The 18,230-nt window shown below is 62.7% G+C and carries 15 protein-coding genes; 7 read left to right on the top strand and 8 right to left on the bottom strand.

Annotated elements, in window-relative coordinates; translation table 11 throughout:
• Positions 1-3: 3 nt before the first annotated feature.
• From ACE1EY_RS07920 to ACE1EY_RS07905, 4 genes are all read right to left on the bottom strand, one after another.
• Positions 4-1,293, bottom strand: a complete 1,290-nt coding sequence (locus ACE1EY_RS07920; RefSeq protein ID WP_291514287.1) for a hypothetical protein — start codon at positions 1,291-1,293, stop codon at positions 4-6.
• A complete protein-coding gene (locus tag ACE1EY_RS07915; protein WP_370299895.1) occupies positions 1,290-2,657 on the bottom strand; it encodes an O-antigen ligase family protein in 1,368 nt (455 codons plus the stop codon). The genes ACE1EY_RS07920 and ACE1EY_RS07915 overlap by 4 nt, the downstream gene beginning before the upstream one ends.
• 10 nt (positions 2,658-2,667) lie before the next feature.
• Positions 2,668-4,083, bottom strand: coding sequence for a Wzz/FepE/Etk N-terminal domain-containing protein (locus ACE1EY_RS07910; protein WP_370299894.1), 1,416 nt, complete (start codon positions 4,081-4,083; stop codon positions 2,668-2,670).
• Between the two features lie 94 nt (positions 4,084-4,177).
• Complete coding sequence (locus ACE1EY_RS07905) at positions 4,178-5,140, bottom strand: glycosyltransferase family 2 protein (RefSeq protein WP_370299893.1); 963 nt, start codon at positions 5,138-5,140, stop codon at positions 4,178-4,180.
• Positions 5,141-5,500: 360 nt separating this feature from the next.
• On the opposite strand from ACE1EY_RS07905, the gene ACE1EY_RS07900 reads away from it, so the two are divergent.
• From ACE1EY_RS07900 to ACE1EY_RS07890, 3 genes are read left to right on the top strand one after another with little or no spacing between them, the layout of a single operon-like run.
• Positions 5,501-6,877, top strand: coding sequence for an undecaprenyl-phosphate glucose phosphotransferase (locus ACE1EY_RS07900; protein ID WP_370299892.1), 1,377 nt, complete (start codon positions 5,501-5,503; stop codon positions 6,875-6,877).
• Positions 6,878-6,928: 51 nt separating this feature from the next.
• Positions 6,929-8,128 (top strand): hypothetical protein, encoded by a 1,200-nt coding sequence (locus tag ACE1EY_RS07895; RefSeq protein ID WP_370299891.1) that lies wholly within the window; start codon positions 6,929-6,931, stop codon positions 8,126-8,128.
• A gap of 42 nt (positions 8,129-8,170) precedes the next feature.
• Positions 8,171-8,923 carry a WecB/TagA/CpsF family glycosyltransferase gene (locus ACE1EY_RS07890; protein ID WP_370299890.1) on the top strand — a complete coding sequence of 251 codons (753 nt, stop codon included), beginning with the start codon at positions 8,171-8,173 and terminating at the stop codon, positions 8,921-8,923.
• Between the two features lie 19 nt (positions 8,924-8,942).
• Here ACE1EY_RS07890 and ACE1EY_RS07885 read toward each other — a convergent pair whose 3' ends face one another.
• From ACE1EY_RS07885 to ACE1EY_RS07875, 3 genes are read right to left on the bottom strand one after another with little or no spacing between them, the layout of a single operon-like run.
• Complete coding sequence (locus ACE1EY_RS07885; RefSeq protein ID WP_370299889.1) at positions 8,943-10,121, bottom strand: AGE family epimerase/isomerase; 1,179 nt, start codon at positions 10,119-10,121, stop codon at positions 8,943-8,945.
• Positions 10,114-11,346 (bottom strand): HAD-IIIA family hydrolase, encoded by a 1,233-nt coding sequence (locus ACE1EY_RS07880; RefSeq protein WP_370299888.1) that lies wholly within the window; start codon positions 11,344-11,346, stop codon positions 10,114-10,116. Before ACE1EY_RS07880 ends, ACE1EY_RS07885 begins: the two co-directional genes overlap by 8 nt.
• Positions 11,347-11,352: 6 nt before the next feature.
• Complete coding sequence (locus tag ACE1EY_RS07875; RefSeq protein WP_373928062.1) at positions 11,353-12,366, bottom strand: dehydrogenase; 1,014 nt, start codon at positions 12,364-12,366, stop codon at positions 11,353-11,355.
• A 377-nt stretch (positions 12,367-12,743) separates the two neighbouring features.
• Here ACE1EY_RS07875 and ACE1EY_RS07870 point away from each other — a divergent pair, with 377 nt between their 5' ends.
• Genes ACE1EY_RS07870 through ACE1EY_RS07860 form a run of 3 tightly spaced genes read left to right on the top strand, consistent with a single transcriptional unit; the run spans position 12,744 to position 16,341 of the window.
• A complete protein-coding gene (locus tag ACE1EY_RS07870; protein ID WP_370299886.1) occupies positions 12,744-14,453 on the top strand; it encodes a response regulator in 1,710 nt (569 codons plus the stop codon).
• A gap of 26 nt (positions 14,454-14,479) precedes the next feature.
• Positions 14,480-14,983 (top strand): TRAP transporter small permease subunit, encoded by a 504-nt coding sequence (locus ACE1EY_RS07865; RefSeq protein WP_370299885.1) that lies wholly within the window; start codon positions 14,480-14,482, stop codon positions 14,981-14,983.
• The gene (locus ACE1EY_RS07860; RefSeq protein WP_370299884.1) at positions 14,980-16,341 is read left to right on the top strand and encodes a TRAP transporter large permease subunit; all 1,362 of its coding nucleotides are present in this window, start codon (positions 14,980-14,982) and stop codon (positions 16,339-16,341) included. The genes ACE1EY_RS07865 and ACE1EY_RS07860 overlap by 4 nt, the downstream gene beginning before the upstream one ends.
• A 78-nt stretch (positions 16,342-16,419) precedes the next feature.
• Here the strand turns inward: ACE1EY_RS07860 and ACE1EY_RS07855 are convergent, their stop codons facing one another.
• Entirely contained in the window at positions 16,420-17,517 is a 1,098-nt protein-coding gene (locus tag ACE1EY_RS07855) for a TRAP transporter substrate-binding protein (protein WP_291515021.1), read from the bottom strand.
• A gap of 65 nt (positions 17,518-17,582) precedes the next feature.
• On the opposite strand from ACE1EY_RS07855, the gene ACE1EY_RS07850 reads away from it, so the two are divergent.
• On the top strand, positions 17,583-18,002 hold the full coding sequence (locus ACE1EY_RS07850; RefSeq protein ID WP_291515022.1) for a secondary thiamine-phosphate synthase enzyme YjbQ: 420 nt from the start codon (positions 17,583-17,585) through the stop codon (positions 18,000-18,002).
• Positions 18,003-18,230: the final 228 nt, after the last annotated feature.

The following is an 18,230-nucleotide window of genomic DNA, read 5'->3' as shown; positions in this document are numbered from 1 at the left end:
CGTTCAGGCGCTGGGTGCGCCGGTCTCGCGGTGTTGGGAGCGATTCGCACGCATGCTGCGCACGCCACGCAGGAGTATCAGCAGGGCCAATGCGGATTCACCGAGGATCAGGCCAAAGATGGCCCCTTGGGTTCCGGCCAGCCAGGTCAATACGATGGCCGCGGGCAGGCCGATAAGGGTAGCAATCCAGCCATAGTGGAAAAGGGATTGGAAGCGCTCGCCGGCGGCCATGGTGACGGTGCCGACTTGGCGAATCGCCGTAATCGCGAAATAAATGGCCCAGGTCAGCAGCAAGGGCTTGGCTGTTGCGTACTCTCCGCCCAGAACAAAGCGCTGCAGCAGGTCGAAGCCCAGGACCAACACCGCGGTATACGCGGCCATGATGGCGACCAGCGCGATGACCGAGACGCGTGAGACCGTGTCCAGCAGGCGGGTGTCGCCCGCGCCCCACCATCGGGAGAACCGTGGCGTAAACACCTTGCCCCAGGCGGTGACGCACAAGGCGGCAGGCATGAGCAGCAACCGCGCGGCACTGATGTCGGCCGCCGCGGCCAGGCCGAGGATCGCGCCTACGACGATGGCGAAGGTGTTTCGCGACAGCCAGTCGACGATGGTGCCTGGCAACGTCCAGCGGCTCATGGACCAGGCCCGCTGCATCAGATTCCTGGCGTCGGCGCTGGCTCGTCCGAGCGAGATTTTGGACTGAAGAATGCCGTGCAGTCCCGCAATGGCACTGGCGATGCCCATGACCAGCAGCAGCCAGGTCGTCGTGACCTCCAACCACAGGACGGTGATCACCAAGCCGCACACCAGGCTGGTCCCGTACAGGATGTCGGTGAGCAGCGCCGCATGGGGGCGCATGTTGAGGAAATGATAATGCCGCGCGAACTCCCGCAACCATTGCCCGACGAGCGCGCAGACGAAGCCCAGGGCCACGGACATTTCCAACTGTGGCACATGGGCGAATTGGTCCGTGAGCCAGACCCCGACGATGCTGACAGCGCCGAGCACCAGCGAGACCCAGGTCTGCAGCCGTAGCAGGTGCTCCGACAGCGTGCGCATGCGTGCATCGGACAGCTTGGCGCCCAATGCGATCAGCGGGCTGTTGGTCAACGCGTTCTGCAGACTCTGGCTGAGCATGAGCAGGCCGAAGAACTGCGTGTACAGGCCGTATTCCTCTTTGCTCGCGAGGCGGATGAATAGCAACCCGATGGCGAAATTCAATGCGGACAGCAGGGCTTGGTCAATCATCCCGGCCAGTGCATTCGACAGCAGAACCCTGCGTTGATTCATGCCTGTCTAGGCCCCGATTCCGGCCGCTGGAAGCGGGGATTGAGCGATCGTGAAGCCTGTTCCGCTTCGGCCTGCCATCGCGCCTGTAAGAGGACTCGTGACATCACGGCTGACGAGAGCGCCAGGAGCGTAAAGGGCAGGGTTGGTGGAAGAAACAGGGTTGTCTCGGCGATATTGGAAATCAGGACATAAATCAGCAGCGCCAGATGACCCGCGGCCCCGATCCGATCGATGCGCAGGACGAGTCGGATTTGATAGAGATGCATCAGCACGAAGGCGATAACGAGCCCCAGGCCGATAAACCCCGTTTCGTTGACGATATCGATGTAGCCGTTATGTGCCTGAAACGGTATCCAGTAAAGCGCTTCATGAATCCACTCTGAAGGCCCCCCTGGCCCGAGCCAGAACGAGCCGTAACCCATCCCCTTGATCGGATGCTGCTTCGCTTCCGAGATGACGTACTCCCAGATGTCGTCTCGGCCTGTCAGGCTGATGTCCTTGCCAACGGCTGTGGCAGCCGGCTCCAGAATCTGGGTGACCGTGGGCGGTGCGCTGAGCAGGCTGACGACAAAGTACGGCACGCCAATCACGAGGATCGCGATACCGATGATCAGCCCCAGGTAGCCGCGCGTATCCACCGGGGGGCGGACCACCATCCATACGATCGCAGTGCCGATCAGGCCGCATAGAGTCGACGTGGTGCTTTGCACGCCGACGATCATGACGCCGATCAATGCGAGGCAGAGCACCAGGGTTTTGCCCCGTACTGTGCCCCGGTAGTAGTTGATGGCCGTAAAAATCATCGCAAGCGAAAATACGAACCCCATCTGGTTCTTCGATGCCGTGATGCCGTTCCAGAGGCCGCGCAGCGCGTCGTCCTGGTGACGCGCGATCTCGGGTAGTGCAAACACCATGATCAGAGAAACACCCAGCGCAAACATCAGGGTCTTCCACGTCAGGTGTTCGAAGCGGGTGGGCGCCCAGCTTGCGCTGGCGCAACCCAGCGCGATCGCCATGGTGCCCCAGAGCTTGACGTTTCTGGCGATGGAACTGGACACGACCTCCGCCCAAGACACCGACACCAGCGCCCACAGGCAGAACAGGATCAAGAATGGGTTGATCAGCGGCAGCATCGCGAGAGCGATTCGCCGCCGCCGCCACAGCAACCATCCTCCCAGACCGTACAGCGGCAGCCACTGGACTTTGCGCAGCGTGTCGTTGGTTTGACCGGGGTCCGTCACTCCCCATTCAAAGCCGCTGGGAATAATGGCGAAGAATACGGTGACGAACAGCAAAGCCCCGGTGAGTTTCCAGTACCCGGTGTCCCGCTGCGGGGCCGGGGTCTGCTGTGGTGAAGAGAGCACCGCGGCGCGATCAGAAGATCAGTCGCCTGCGGGCACCGGCAGGATTGAGCTCAGCGAGGACCGGGAGGTCGAGGTCCCGCTCTACATCGTCACGGCAGCGCACCCGGCGGTTGAGCAGTTCGATCACGAAGCAGGCTGTCACCGCCAGCCCGCCGCCTAGAATCAACGCGAGGATGAGGTTGACGACCGTCTTGGGGGAGCTGGGGTTGAGTGGCGGAGTGGCGCGGCTCGCCACGTTCGCGCTGCTCTGATCGTTGCGAGTCCCCAGCTGCAGGCGGTCGTATTCGTCCAGCGCCTGTTGGTAGGCACGCTTCGCCGACTCCAGCTCGCGCAGGTACCGGGCACCTTCATCCTGCAGGCTGCGGTCTGACTGCATCTGCGTCCTGGCGTTGTTGCGCTGGGCCCGCAAGCTGCGTTCCTGCGTCTGGGCCGCAGCCAGTTCGGCACGGGCATTGCCCAGGTAGGCGTCAATTTCCCGGCCCAGTCGCATGCGAGCGGCAGCCAGCTCGTTTTCCTGCGCGACATACCGGGGGTGGCGCGGGCCCAGGCTGGTGCTTAGGTCCGCCACCGAGGCCTCGAGTTCGGCGACCCGGGTCTTGAGCGACTGGATGAGGCCGGAACCCAGCACCCGGGCATCGGATTCGGTCGCATACTGTAACCGCTGCTGTGCTTCCCGCCGGCGCGATTCGGCTTCGGACAAGCGCCGCTCGATGTCGAGCAGTCGATCCCGGTCGGCGACGCCATCCTGCTCCAGGTTCAGCAGCCCGGACTGTTCGCGGTAGCGGGTCACCTGTGATTGCGCGTCGTTAACGGCGGCACGCAAGTCGTCCAGTTGCTCGCGGTAGCGCCGTGTCAATTGCTGCGCCGGCTTGGTGCTGCGGGCGTGCTGCTCTTCCACGAAGGTGTCTGCAATCGTGTTGGCCACATGGGCGGCTTCGCCAGGCGAGTGCGCTGTATAGGTGATGTAGATGAACCGTGAATCCGCTCCCTGCTTGACTGTCAGGTTCTCCGACAGGTTGCGGCTTAACCAACTGGTCAAGGAGACCTCGCCGCCGCCGTCGAAACCGTCGCTGCGCTCCGGATCATTCAACCAGCCGAGTCGATCCAGGGCCGGATGGAGCGTGTTCGGGCCCTGGATGGCCTCGATCTGGGTCGCCATGTAGGAGCTGGCGAGTCCGGTGGGCAGGTCTCTTCCAGTGATCGGGTCGTTCACCGCAAAGTCGATTAGCAGGGTGGCGGTGGACTCATAGGTCTTGGGCAGCACCAGCTTGCTCAGCACCACTGAAACAATCGCCATTGACAGCGTGGCGCCGACAATCCAGAACCGATATGCCCAAAGGATCGCGATCAACTGCGCCAGCGACAGCCCGGGGGTAATCAGATTGCTTGGTACCGGGGCCGGATTGTTACCCGTGTTCAAAGACATGCCTGTCGGCGGTAATGGAGTTGGAGGTTGGTGATCAACATAGCACCAATCGAGCCAGGCCTAGCGGTGGCGAACTGGGGGAGGTCCTGGCACGTCATACCGGTGTCGAAACCTGCGCCTGACCATACGCGATCTGCCGAAAACGTTCGTGATAGAACAGCTTGCCCAGCCCTGTGGCGACCGTGCCTAGCCCGCGGTAGCCGCGCAGCCGATCAAACGGCCACATGGCCGAGAAGAGGAGGCCGATCAGGCACTGCAGCAATCCGGTCGCCATCCACGCGACGGCGAGGCCGTGCTCCGCCGGTGCGAGTTTCAGGCAGGTTGACGTGGTGATCTGGCCGTTTCGGAACTTGCGGCGCAAATAGAACTGCAATGTGCGTCTGTCCGCCGGGACGGATTCCGTGACCACGGCATCAGGACACCAGAGCAGACGCCGATGTTTTCTTTGGAGCTCCGTGAAGAAGAGCGTGTCTTCACCGCCGGTTTGCCCGAGCGACGGATCGAATGGCGCAGCATCGAAGATACAACGCGAACGCAGCAGCAGGGTGTTGTTCGACGCCAGCGGCCGCCGGCTGAGGCCACGCTTGAACCCCGCCCAGGGTGTGTGCCGGGCGATAGCGGCACCCGCTGGCGCGTCGGAGTCCTGTCGAACAAACTCCGTGTAGAAGTGGTCCATGGGCGTGGCGTCATCGACGGGCTGCGGGTGCACAGGCCCGAAGAGGACATCCGCATTCGTGTCTTTTTGCAGGGTCAGCAGAGCTGCCAACCATCCGGGGGCGGGGCGTTCATCATCATCGATGAAGATGATGCAGCGCCCCGCACTGTCAGCAATGCCGCGATTGCGCGCGTGGGAAACGCCAGGTCGTGGCTCGTGCACAAAGTGGACTTCTGTCGACTGATCAACGTGCGCGCGCGCGCTGGCATCCGGACTGTTGTCGATGACCCAGACGTCAATGTGAAGCTCAGGCAGCGCCCGAATCTGGGCGATGCAATCGGCAACCAGTGTCGACAGTAGTGATTCCCGTCGATAGGTCGTGATGATGATGCTAGCGTCCATGAGGTCGTCGCGGGAGCGTGTTGGCCAGTGGCGGACCGACAGGACCCGCCGCGGAGAAACGATAGCCGATTTTGCATGGCAGGTTACACTGTCCCCCGCGCCGAAACGCGGCTGCCCACCGGGGTGCGCCGTCTGCTCAGGTCCGGAGCAAGCATGTACTCTGGTTGGCGAGATGCTCTGGTAGAGCCGTCGACGGCCGCTTCCGGAAGTTTGTGCGGCTTGAAGCGAAGGCAACGGCGCCCGCATGTTTCCAGCCTCGATGGGCGGGCATCGCGGTAGATCGAAACGTTGCTATTGACGGGCGGCGTCAGGGCCATATGCTGCTTCTTGCGCAAATACAACAGCTTATAGGGGGGGGTGATGGCGCAATCCAGCGCGCGTGCCGGGTTACTCAATGGTGCCGCCTACGCGGCCGTGACTTACGTGATGCTCGCCGTGTCGTGCCTGCTCCACCGGGAAACCTTCGCGGCCGGTTATCAGGCCACGGGCATCTTTGCCGCGATGCTGGCGTTTCTGCTGATGCGGGGCGTGTCGCTGACCTCCGCATGGCAATTGGGCAGGCCAGGCTCTCTGGGCACCCGCCTGTTATGGCTGTGGATCGTCCTGATTGCGTTCGTGATTCTCATCGGTTTTTTTGCAGACGCGAGCGAAGGGGTGTCGCGGCGGGTTCTGGCGTCGTGGTTTGTTTCTGTGCCCGTGACGCTTGTGCTGGTCCACGTGGCGTTACGTTACGGGATACTGCGCGCCTTTCCGTCCCTGACCAGTCGGCGATCGGCCGTGGTTCTCTTTGTCAACGGAGCATCCCGGAAGCTGGTCGACCGGGTCTCGGATGTCGGCTACGACTTCGTGGGCTACTTCGAGGACCGAGAGCCATCCCGAACCGGCGGTGCGCTGCCGCGTATCCCTCACCTCGGCGCTGTTTCCACGGTGGCCAGCTACGTGCGTGATCACGGAATTGAGGTGGTCTTCATCTGCTTGCCCGAGGGCGCTTACGATCGGAGTGTGGGGCTGATCAACGAGCTGGGTGATACCACCGCATCGATCTTTTATGTGCCGGCCGGAGAGATTTTCACGATGATGCCGACCCAGTTCTACGAGATCGAAGGCGTACCGGTTCTTGAAGTCATCGAGACCCCGTTCTATGGCGTGGACGGGTTGCTCAAGCGTGCGTTTGATGTCGTGTTCGCGGCTTTTGCGCTCATCGCCAGCGTGCCATTGATGGCGATCATCGCTACAGCGATCAAGCTCGACTCCAAGGGGCCGATCATCTTCCGACAGCACCGGTATGGGCTGAACGGCGAAAGCTTCAACGTGCACAAGTTTCGCAGCATGTCGGTGATGGAGAACGACGAGAAGATCGAGCAGGTGAGCCGGGTCGATCCTCGCGTCACGCGCGTCGGCCGCTTTCTCCGGAGGACGTCACTCGATGAGTGGCCGCAGTTCTGGACGGTGTTGCGCGGCGACATGTCGATCGTCGGCCCGCGGCCGCACGCCGTCGCGCACAACGAGTTCTACCGTCGCGCCATCCAGGGATACATGGCTCGTCACAAGGTGAAGCCGGGCGTGACCGGGCTGGCGCAGGTGAATGGCTATCGCGGCGAGACACAGACGCTGGATCGCATGGAGAAGCGCATTGAGTACGACCTGCAGTACATTCGCAGCTGGTCGCCTGTGCTGGATCTCAAGATCATCGTGCTCACGCTGGTCATGATCTTCAAGGACGAGAATGCGTACTGATTACAGCGGCCGTGCAGCGCGGTCGGCCGCTGATAAGCGAGCGGGCTACATTTGACCCGATCGGCTACAGGCGGCCGGCACTGGCGGCGCTTCGCCCTGTCTGTCGTGCTGGGCCTGGCCGGGTGGCAGGCACAGGCCCAGCAATTTGACGTCTCCCCGTTCGCGACGGGAGAGATCATCTACGATGACAATCTCTTTCGCGTCGAATCCGCGCCGGGCGCGAATCAAGTCACCGATGTCATCGGCGTGGCGAGTGTCGGCCTGACCGGCGAATTCAGCCCGGGGTTGCAGGCCATGAACCTGACGGGGCTTTGGCGCCGGTTCGAATACAAGACGTCGGACGAGCTGAACCATGACGAGTATCAGCTGGACGGCCGCTGGGAGTGGAAGGCCGGGCGTCGCTTCGAGGGGCTGCTGCGCGCACAGGCTGAGCGCAGCCAGGACCCCTTCGAATTCCGCGATGGGCAAGAGCAGTCGTTCACGGTTGACCGTCTCTACGAACTGACCGGCACCTATCATCTCAATTCGCTGTTTCGGACTGAGCTTTCGACGAGCTACACCAGCCGCGCTGGCTCTGATCCCGATGACGCAGCTTTTGATCTCGATGAACAGCAGGTGGACCTGGCCGGGTTTTATCGTCGGGATCCGATTGGTGAACTGGGGCTCGGACTCACCATCCTGGACGGCGAGTTTCCGCATCGCAGCGAGCAGGCCAATCCGGGGCTGGCCACGTCGTACCGGCAATACAGTGGTGAAGTTCGGATGCGCTGGTCCCCGTCGGCCATCTCAACACTGAATGGCGCGATCGGCGTGACTCGTCGTGAACAGACCCCCGTCGCAGGACGTGACTTTTCGGCCGCGACCGGTCGGCTGGATTACAACCGCAGCATCAGCGGGCGGACCCGTGTCGGCGTTCAGGCATCCCGCCGAATCTGGTCGACGGAGCAAGTCGACGCCAATTTCGCCACCGACAGTGGCATCCGCACTCAGATCGAATGGCAGTGGTCGGTGAAGACCCGTTTCCGCTTGGAGGTGGAACGACGGGCGGTGCGCTACCAGTCCGATGTCTTGATCGCAGGGCAGCGAGCCCGTAAGGATGACATCAGCCGCGGCCGGCTAACGGCATTCTGGCAACCGCTGGAACGCCTCGGAGTACAGCTGTCCGGATCTCGCGAACGCCGCGATTCCAACCAGGCTGGCGAGTCGTACGAAGTCTGGGTGTCCCGGCTGACCCTGCGCCTCGGTTTCTGACCGGACGGGCCATGCATGCAAAACGTGATGGAGATCTGCTGAATGATGAAGGAACAGGAATTTCTCGGGCTCACGTTTTCGGACGGAAGCCTCGCCGAGATCCGGCAACGACTGGCCGAGATCCTGCGCGATCAGCCGTATGGCTATGTGGTGACGCCGAATGTCGACAACATGGTGTCGTTCCATGATACGTCCTATCCCCTGGCGAAGGAGATCTACAGGCGGGCTGTCTTGGTCGTCTGCGACAGCCGGATTCTGGCGATACTCGGACGCTTTGTGGGCGTACGGCTGCGGCCTTGTCCCGGCTCCGATCTGACGCAGTCGCTGGTGGAACAGCCGTTGTTCAGCGGATGCACCATGGCGGTGCTCGGGCCGCCGCCGGAAGACTTCGACATCCTGGTCAATAAATTTCCGCAATCCTCGCTGGTCTATCTGCCCGCTCCGGCGCGGCTCACCGTCGGCACCCCCGAATGGGACGAGATGATCGAGAATGTGCTTGCGGCGCAATGGGATCTGCTATTCGTGTGCATCACCTTTCCGAAGCAGGAAAACATTGTCTACGAACTGACCAGGCGAGGGCGGTCTAGCGGCGTGGCGTTTTGTGTGGGTGCCAGCGTGGACTTTCTGACCGGAAAGCAGGTTCGTGCCCCGCGCTTCTATCAGCTTGTCGGCCTCGAGTGGCTCCACCGCCTGCTCAGTAATCCCAAGCGCATGTGGCGACGTTACCTCGTCAAGGGTCCCAAGATCTTTCCGATCGTTTTCCGCTATGGGTGGAAGAAATTGCTACGCCGCTGACAGCCAAGCGCTCACGGTGCTACGTTATCCGCTTCATCGCCGCGTCGAGCTCTGCCGCGGCGCAGGTGATGTGGTAGAGCGTGGACGCCCGGGCGTGTTCCTGGACGAAGGAGCCGTCGGCATTCATGGTTTCGTGCCAGAGTCCAGGCCGGTCCGCTGAGAAATACTTCTCGAGTCCGCGGATGGCCAGGGCGGCTCGTGCGTGAGCCGCGTGCCGATCGGCAGGCGTCTCGGCGATATCAGCTAGCGCGAGCCAGGCCTTGATGCGTTCCGTCTGCGGCCAGATCCGCGCCGCGCGGTCGCGGGGTGCGAAATCGTCGTAGATTTCGTTGAACGCCACGCCGCGATCCGTATCGACCCCGTGGGTCTCGGCGATGTCGATCAGGCGCTCCGCGGCCCGTAGGGCTCGCGTATCACCGCGCAGCACTCCCCAGCGCTTCAGCAGCCAGGCCCACTCGTACTGGTGGCCGGGTTCTACGATCCGCCCTTCATCGCCTTGCACGGGGTTCCAGTCGGCATCGAAGAACTCCCGCAGCGAGCCGTTGTCCGGGTGCAGGAACTTCTGCAGGCATAGGCTCACGAGTTCATCGGCGAGCCGGTCCCAGCCGGTATCGCCCTGGGCGGGTCCGGTCTCGATCCACGCGAGGCAGGCCTCGAGCACGTGCATATGTGGATTGGCGAGCAGTGGCAGCGACCGCGGCATGCTTTCCTCGAATCCGAACAGGGGATGCTTCCATCCCGCGATGACCGCGTCACGAATGGCTGCGGCCAGTGTCGCAAGCTGTTCGCGATCGTCACTCACCCGGCCGGCAGCCGCGAGGCCGAACAGCGCGAAGGCATGGTCGTAGAGATCGAAATCCGCACGGAGAACATCCCCCGTGGCTGTCGTCTGCGAGTAAAGCGTGTGATCAGGCTTGAGGCAGCGTGTTTGCAGATAGTCCAAGCCATGGGCCACGGCGTCTGCGGCAGGCCCTGTCCAACCGATCTGCATGGCCGTGGCATAGACATAGATTTGCCGGCCGACGACCCGCGTCCGCCGGGGAGCCTCTACCGGGTCCCCTTGATGACTGATCTTTTCGTAATAGCCCCCGAGGTTGCGGTCGCCACCGGTGGTCCACCAGAGCGGAAGCGCTGCTTCGAATAGCCAGCTGCGCAGGTCCTCGTGCGCTTGTTGCAGCGAAATCAAGGATTCATGCATGCGATTGGCCCGGCGTGTGTTGGTTTGTCAGCAGCGTGTCGATAAAGGCGGCTAGATTGCCGTGGTCGAACAGGTATCCGCCGACTCCGGCGCGCTGGCCCGCCTGGAGGTCACTGGGCTTGTCGCCGATGATGAAGCTGCGTTCGATATCCACGCTCCAGTGTTCCATTAGATCAAGCAGCATGCCGGGCTCCGGCTTACGCCATGGATGGGCCTGGCGATAGTGGCCGACCCCGGCCTCCGGGTGGTAGGGGCAGTAGCGATGATCGTCAAAATGGCCGCCAGCCTTGCGGAGCTGCAATGCCAGATGGTCCATCAGGGCCAGATGCTCGGCCTCCGAGTAGTACCCGCGGCCAATGCCGGCCTGATTGGTGACGACAAACACGTAAAAACCCGCCGCATTGAGTTTCGCGACCCCTTCGGCTGCACCAGGCATCAGTTCAAAGCGATCCAGCGTACCGACATGGCCATGATCCCGGTTCAGCACTCCATCGCGATCCAGAAACGCAGCCGGTCGGGTCTTGTGTGCCGGAATCTCGACTTGCGCGCGTTCGTAGGTTTCGGGGATGCCGATGTCGATGAAGTAGTTCTGGTCGAACGGCACGCTTAGCAGGCTGCCCTCCGCGACCAGGGCCGGCAACACGTCATGCTCGATGGAGCATTGTGGCGCGGTGAACCGGAGCACGGTCCGCGATAACAGGTAGATGCCACCGTTGATATGGCTGACGCCTTGCCGGCTCGATTTCTCCGCGAACGCGGTCACCTGTCCCTGAGCGTCAAAATCAACCGTTCCGTAGCGCGAGCCATCATCGACCTGGCGCAGCGCGATCACGCCTTCGCAAGGGCGATCCTCCCTGGCCTTGCCGTGCAGTGACAACAAGGGAATGTCGAACCAGGTGTCCCCATTGATTAGATAGAACCAGTCATCGAGCTGTTCCCTGGCGTGCCAAAGGGCGCCGCCGGTGCCGGCTCGGTCGGGTTCGACCGCAATGGATACGTCCAACGAAAAGCGCTGGACGGCGGCGGAGGTCTGCACGAACGCCGTGATCTTGTCGTTGCGAAAGGCGGCCAGCAGCAGGACCCGGCGGATGCCCTGGCGGCCCAGTTCGAACAGCAGGGTTTCCAGAAACGGCGTGCCGTCCACGGCGAGCAGTGGTTTGGGGGTTTCAGCGGTGAGTTGGCCCAGGCGTGTGCCCAGGCCCCCACAAAGAATGGCGCATTGCATGGTCGGCTAACGGGCAGGCATGGGCGGGCGCCAGGTTTCGACCCCGACGTCGTTGAACTTCACCGGGTTGGCGGTGGCGTGTGCGTTTTCCAGCGCCTCGATCAGGCGGTAGCGCTGGTCGGGGGACGCGATGAAGAACATGAACCCACCACCTCCGGCGCCGGACACCTTGCCGCCCAGAGCGCCGTTGCGCAGCGCCAGTTCGTAGAGTTCATCGATATGAGGATTGCTCACGCCCGACGCGGTCGCTTTTTTTGCCAGCCAGCTCTCGTTGAGCAGTTCGGCCATGCCAGGTATGTCGCCCGAAAACAGCAGGCGTTTCATCGTGATGGCGCCATCCTTCAACGTGTGCATAGCCTCGATTGTCTTGGCCGTGCCCTTGCCCAGCTCGGAGGTTTGCATGTCGATGATGTGCGCCGATTCGCGGGACCGGCCGGAGAAACAGGTGATCAGGGACGATTCCAGTTCGTTCCGGATATCCCGGCGCAGCCGCAAGGGATTGACGATGACGCGTTCTTCGGCCAGGAACTCGATGAAATTGAGGCCCCCGAACGCCGCCGCGTATTGATCCTGGCGTCCGCCGGCCAGCTTCAGATCGACTCGCTCGATATCGAAAGCCAGCCGCGCCACGTCGTATTCACCCAGCGGGGCGGACAACAACTCGCGAAAGGCATCGACCAGCGCGACAACCAGCGCGGAGGACGAGCCCAGCCCCGAGCCCATCGGTGCGTCGACCGTCGTAGTCAGGGTCATCGCGATGCGCTGCCCGCCGTTGTAGTCGCGAATCATCCGCTCGTACACGCCCCGGTGCAGCAGCAACTCGGAATTCGACAAGTCGTCGTTGACGTCGTACTCCCTGGTCTCGCCGATATCATGGGCTTCGAAACGCAACCGGCCGTCTTCGCGAGGCGTGATCGACGCGAAGGCATAGCGGTCGATCGTCAGATTGAGAACGGCGCCGCCATAAATGTCCGCGTAGGGCGACAAATCGGTGCCGCCGCCCGCAAGCCCCAGGCGCAACGGTGCCCTCGAGCGAGTCGTCTGGATGTCTGCCATAGATTTTGTAAAGTCCCGGATTCAATGGAGCGACGAGCGACAGGCGCCGATCTGAATGTTCCGCTGTCTCGCTCCCGAATGGCCGACGGCGGGTGGCTGGCCACCGTCGCTTGTTGTACGGGGCAGTGTCACTGATGCGGCGTGCTACGCCAAGTCCTGGCAGGTCGGTACTGGCGGGCAATGCGCGGCTGCGGCTAGTTGGGATTACGGGAGTCGAATCACCAGACCCTGTCCGGCGTGAATCGAGTGGCTGTTGTCCGACGTTGTGGGCACAATGGCGATTCACCAACGCTTCACCCGGTGACCGGCAGACTGTCGGCATGTGCCGGGTCGGGGGTTAAATGTTAAATGCTGATGCGCGCGCCGCTCTGACGCAGCTGGTGCAGCGCTACCACTCATCCCTGGACAAGAAGCGTGCTGATCTCATGGCGGCCTACCACGCGGCCAGCGAATCGGGATGGAATGAAGACGGCACCGCGGTGCTCAAGCTGCTGGTTCACCGCATGGCGGGCTCGGCCGCATCTTACGGCTTCGCCGACCTGGGCGATGCTGCGAGAATGCTCGATCAGGCGCTCCAATTTCGTACAGTCGGCGAGCCGCCAGAGCATCTTTCGAACCACTTCGATCGTCTGACACGTGAGCTTGATGCCTGCCTGCGACGACCTCCGCCGGGCGATCCGCATGCTGGCACAGCGCAGGACTCCGCGCAGAACAGGCTGACCGAGCTGCCGCGCATCGTGCTGGTCGACGATGATCCCGCCATGGTGGACATTCTCACCCGTCAATTGATGGCGGTTGGCTTCGATATCAGCGGTTTCACCGACCCGTTTGCCGCGATGGAGAGTGTTGGCGGCATCCGCCCGGCCTGCATTCTCATGGACTTGATGTTCTCCGAGGGCGAGGACTACGGTTTTCAGATCGCCGAGGCGATGGTCGCCAGGCTCCGCTACAAACCCGGCTTGGTTTATCTATCGCAACGCACGGATGTGCGGGCCAGGCAATGGGCCGTGGATTCGGGGGCGGATGCCTTCTTCACCAAACCGGTGAACGTCACGGCCCTGGCCCAGCTGCTGGAGCAGTTCGTCGGTCGCGGCGAACCTGGCCCGATTGATGTCGGCCGGATTGCGATCATTGAGGATGATGTGCAGATCGGGCAGTACTACTCGACGCTGCTGGAGGGCTCCGGGTTTCGGACCGCGCTGGTCAGCGACCCGGTGGAGGCGCTGGAGCGCTTGCTGGAGTTTCGCCCCGACCTTGTGCTGATGGACATGCAAATGCCTGACCTTGACGGCATTGAGCTCACCCAGATACTGCGCCAGCATGAAAGCCTGTTTGATATACCGGTCATCTTTCTGACTAGTGTTTCCGACCCGGGACTGCTGCGAGGAGCATTGCGTGCCGGTGCCGACGCGCTGCTTTCGAAGGGCGATGACCCGGAGCTCATCCTGTCCGTCATCCAGCGACGCATTCAGCGGTTCCGGCGCGTGACCTACACGCTCACCCGCGACCCCCTGACCCGTCTCTATAACCGTCCCGCGCTCATGGAACGGGTCAGCTTCGAGTTGCAGCGTGCACAGCGTGACGAGCAGGCGTTCTGCATCGCGGCGTTCGACATTGATGGCTACCGCGAACTCAACGAGACCCACGGTCGCTCGGTTGGCGACCACGTGCTGCGAGAAATCACCGAGCAGGTTCGGGCCAGGCTGCGCCACGTTGACGTGGTCGGACGGTATGGCGGTGACGAGATCATGATTGTCATGCCATCCACGCGGCTATGCAGTGGCGAGGCTGTGATGAACGAGTTGACTAGCCGCATCGCCGAGCACGCCATGCGATTCGGTGAACTAACCCTCAACGTTAGCGTGACCACCGCAGTGCTGGAGTGTCAGCTAACTCGGCATGACTCGGCACATTCGGTGTTGCAGCAGGTGCTTGGCCAGCTCGAGTCGTTGCTGAAGAGCGCGGAACCCAACACGGTCCGAGGAGACCGGCTGATCACCTCGGCTGCGGTCGATCAGAAAGCCCAGGGGGGCGAACGCCGCAGCGCATGATGGTGCCTGATCGAGCCGCGAGTCCCATGCTTGCTCGCGCCGCGGTTTGGCTGGGCGTGCTTCCCGCAGTCATCGGCCGCGCCGCCGCCTGGCTGACGCTGGTGATGGCCGCGCTTTGCTTTGGCATGGTGCTGCTCCGCTATGGCTGGGAGCTTGGTTGGGTGGCCTTGCAGGAGGCGCTGGTAGCTGCCAATGCGACGATGTTCATGTTGTCGCTGGCCTGGGTGCTCGGCCTCGACGGTCACGTCCGTGTCGATGTGTTTTATCGGCGCTGGTCCGCGCGGCGGCAGGCCGTGGTCAATCTGCTCGGCACGGTTTGCCTGCTGTGGCCGGTCTGCGCATATCTCGTCGTCGAGAGCCTGGATTACGTTGCCGTGGCCTGGCGCGTGCAGGAAGGCTCGCGTGAGCCCGGCGGCATGCCCGGCGTGTATCTCGTGAAGACGCTTATCCCGGTCGCTGCGGCGCTGCTGGCCCTTCAGGGTCTGGCCTTGGCGCTGCGCGCTGCCTCCGACGTCTGGACATCGCGATGAGTTTTGTTGCCATCGCGATGTTTCTGGCAGTTTGTGGCGCGTTGCTGGCCGGCTACCCGGTCGCCCTGACGCTGGCTGGCGTCGCGTTGATCTTCGCAGGGGGCGGTACGCTGCTGGGTGTATTCGACCCGAGCTTCATGCAGGCGGTGCCGAACCGGGTGTTCGGGATCATGATGAACGGCACGCTGATCGCGGTGCCGCTGGTCGTCCTCAGGGGGGTGGTGCTCGAGCGCTCGCGGGTCGCGGAGCAGCTGCTCACCGGCATGGCCAGTCTCTTTGGGCGAGTACCGGGTGGGTTGGCCGCCAGCGTGGTGGTTGTCGGCGCCTTGCTGGCCGCATCCACCGGCATCATCGGCGCCACCGTGGTGACCATGGGGCTGCTGTCGCTGCCGGTGATGCTGCGTGCCGGCTATTCACCTGAGATGGCGACCGGAACCATCTGCGCCTCCGGAACCCTCGGCCAGCTGATTCCCCCGTCGATCGTACTGGTCCTACTCGGCGACGTGATGTCGTCGGCCTACCAGCAGGCCCAGATTCAGCAGGGTGTGTTTTCACCCAAGACGGTCTCGGTCGGGGACTTGTTCCTGGGCGCATTGCTTCCCGGCATGTTGCTGGTCGCAAGCTACCTGGCCTGGGTCCTGATCAAGGCATCCCGTCGCCCGGATCTGGCGCCAGCTTTCCAGCAGGCACCGATCAGCCTTTGGCAGCTGCTGGGCGGGCTGCTGCCGCCCTGCGTGTTGATCGCCGCCGTACTCGGTTCGATCATGGGGGGAATCGCCACGCCGACGGAGGCGGCCTCGGTTGGCGCGGTGGGCGCGTTGCTGATTGCGCTACTGCGACGCCGATTGTCGTGGAAGGTCTTGCGTGAATGCGTGGAATCCACGGCACAGATCAGTGCGATGGTATTTCTGATCCTGATCGGCGCGTCGATTTTCTCGTTGGTGTTCCGCGGCTACGACGGGGACGCGCTGGTTGCGAACCTGCTGCACGATCTGCCGGGGGGCGTGGCGACCGCCGTCATTGCGGTGATGATCCTCATGTTCCTGCTGGGGTTCATTCTCGATTTCATCGAAATCACCTTTGTGGTCGTCCCCATCGTCGGTCCAATCCTGCTGGCAATGGGGGTGGACCCGGTGTGGCTCGGCGTGATGATGGCCCTGAATCTCCAGACCTCTTTCCTGACCCCGCCGTTCGGCTTCGCGCTGTTCTATTTGCGAGGCGTGGCGCCTGACGCGGTTGCTACAACCTCCATCTACCGCGGAGTGGTGCCGTTCATCGCGATCCAGGTCGGGCTCATGGCCTTGCTGGCGTACTGGCCGGGTCTGGTGACTTGGCTGCCGTCGATGCGGGGCTACTAGCGGATCTTCCGGGCTGCGTATGTGGCTTTCGAAGTCGGTTAAGCCGGTTTGAACCGACGGTCGCCGCCGGATGCGCTGTCACCCACGCGCGTTCAAAAACGCACGTTCGGCAATCGCCGTCCATTGATCCACGCCGTCTCGGTAGGTGGAGTACGACTCGAAGATTCGACCGGCCATGGCGTTGGTCTGACCGACTTCGCTGGCCACCGTATCCGCCACGCCCTTGATCGCTTCCAGCACTTCGACGGGCAGGGGACGGATATCGGCACCGTGCTCGTTGCGCAAGGTCTGCAGCGCACGGTCATTGCGCGCGGTGAACTCGGCCACCATGTTCTGGCTGGTGACGCGGCAGGCGGCCTCGACGATGGCCTGCAAATCTTCCGGCAGCTCATCGAAGGCCTGCTTGTTGACCATGCACTCCAGCACACTGCCGGGCTCATGCCAGCCAGGGTAGTAGCAATACTTGGCGGCCTTGTGCAGTCCGAAGGCCAGGTCGTTGTACGGTCCGACCCACTCGGTGGCGTCGATAGTGCCGTCGTTCAGCGCCTGGAACAGTTCGCCGCCTGGAATGTTCTGTACGGTGACGCCGAGGCGCCGCAGCACTTCACCACCGAGGCCTGGAATCCGCATCTTCAGGCCCTTGAGGTCAGCGACCGAGTTGATTTCCTTGTTGAACCAGCCTGCGGTCTGCACGGTGGTGTTGCCCGCATCAAACGGCAGTAGCCCATACGGCGCGTACACCTCGCGCCACAGTTCCATGCCGCCGCCGAAGTAGAGCCAGCCGCTCATTTCCTGTGCCGTCAGACCGAACGGCACCGATGAGAAGAACTGGGCCTCCGGGATCTTGCCCTTCCAGTAATAGGCCGAGCCATGGCCCATTTGGGCCGTGCCGGCCGAGACCGCATCAAACACCTCGAAGGCCGGGACCAGCTCGCCGGCACCGTATACCTTGACGGTGAGACGGCCGCCCGACAGGCGCGAAATCATGTCGGCAAGAAACGTTGCACCGGTGCCCAGCGCGGGAAAGTTCGGCGGCCAGGTGGTCACCATCTTCCACTGCAGCTTCTTTGAGCTGACATGCCCCGTGGTGGTCTCACAGTCGCTCTGCTTGCAGCCCGCCAGGCTACCCAGCGCCGCGGCGCCCAGGCCGGCGCCGATCAGGTCACGGCGTTTCATATGCTGTCTCCCCCATCATTGAGTGCGCGAGAATATCAGCACAGTCCGATCCCATTGGAGTCTGCATGACTGCCGTCGCGACCGAATTCACCCTCGCAACCAAGCCTGGTGCGCTCACCGAGTTCACCGATGAACTCTCCACATGGGTACGCAGCCAATCCATCCGGATCGGGCAGTGTGCGCTGTGGCTGAGGCATACCAGTGCGGGCCTGATCATCTGCGAGAACGCTGATCCCGACGTGCTGCGCGATCTGCGCCGGTTTCTGTGGGATCTCGCCCCGGACGGGGACCCTCGTTACATCCACACGGCAGAAGGACTTGACGACATGTCGGCCCACGTGAAAAGCGTGCTCACCGGTTGCCAGCTAACGATTCCGGTCGTTGACGGGCGTTTGCAGCTGGGCACCTGGCAGGGAGTCTTCGTCTGGGAGTTTCGGGCGCAGGCGCATCGCCGTCGGGTGTCGGTCAGCCTTGTTGGTGACTAGCGGGCTTGGCTGGCGCCAGGCTGGGATTGCCCGGCAGGCGTCCTGCCGTGTCCGGTTTCTCGCGTGGAATCCGTTTAATGGGGACGCACCCACCGACATGCCCACTGAAGCGCCAGCCGATGAGAACCCATCTATATGCCAGCGAACACGGACGCATTGTGGCCGTGGACGACAACGATGAAGCCCGCGACGCCGTTGTGTTGTGTCGTATGCCGCCCGCGTTGTTCG

It is taken from the genome of Abyssibacter sp. (genome assembly GCF_964229365.1).
Classification (GTDB): domain Bacteria; phylum Pseudomonadota; class Gammaproteobacteria; order Nevskiales; family OUC007; genus Abyssibacter.
Note: the sequence above shows the minus strand (reverse complement) of the source record. Positions and strands in the feature narration are given on the sequence as shown.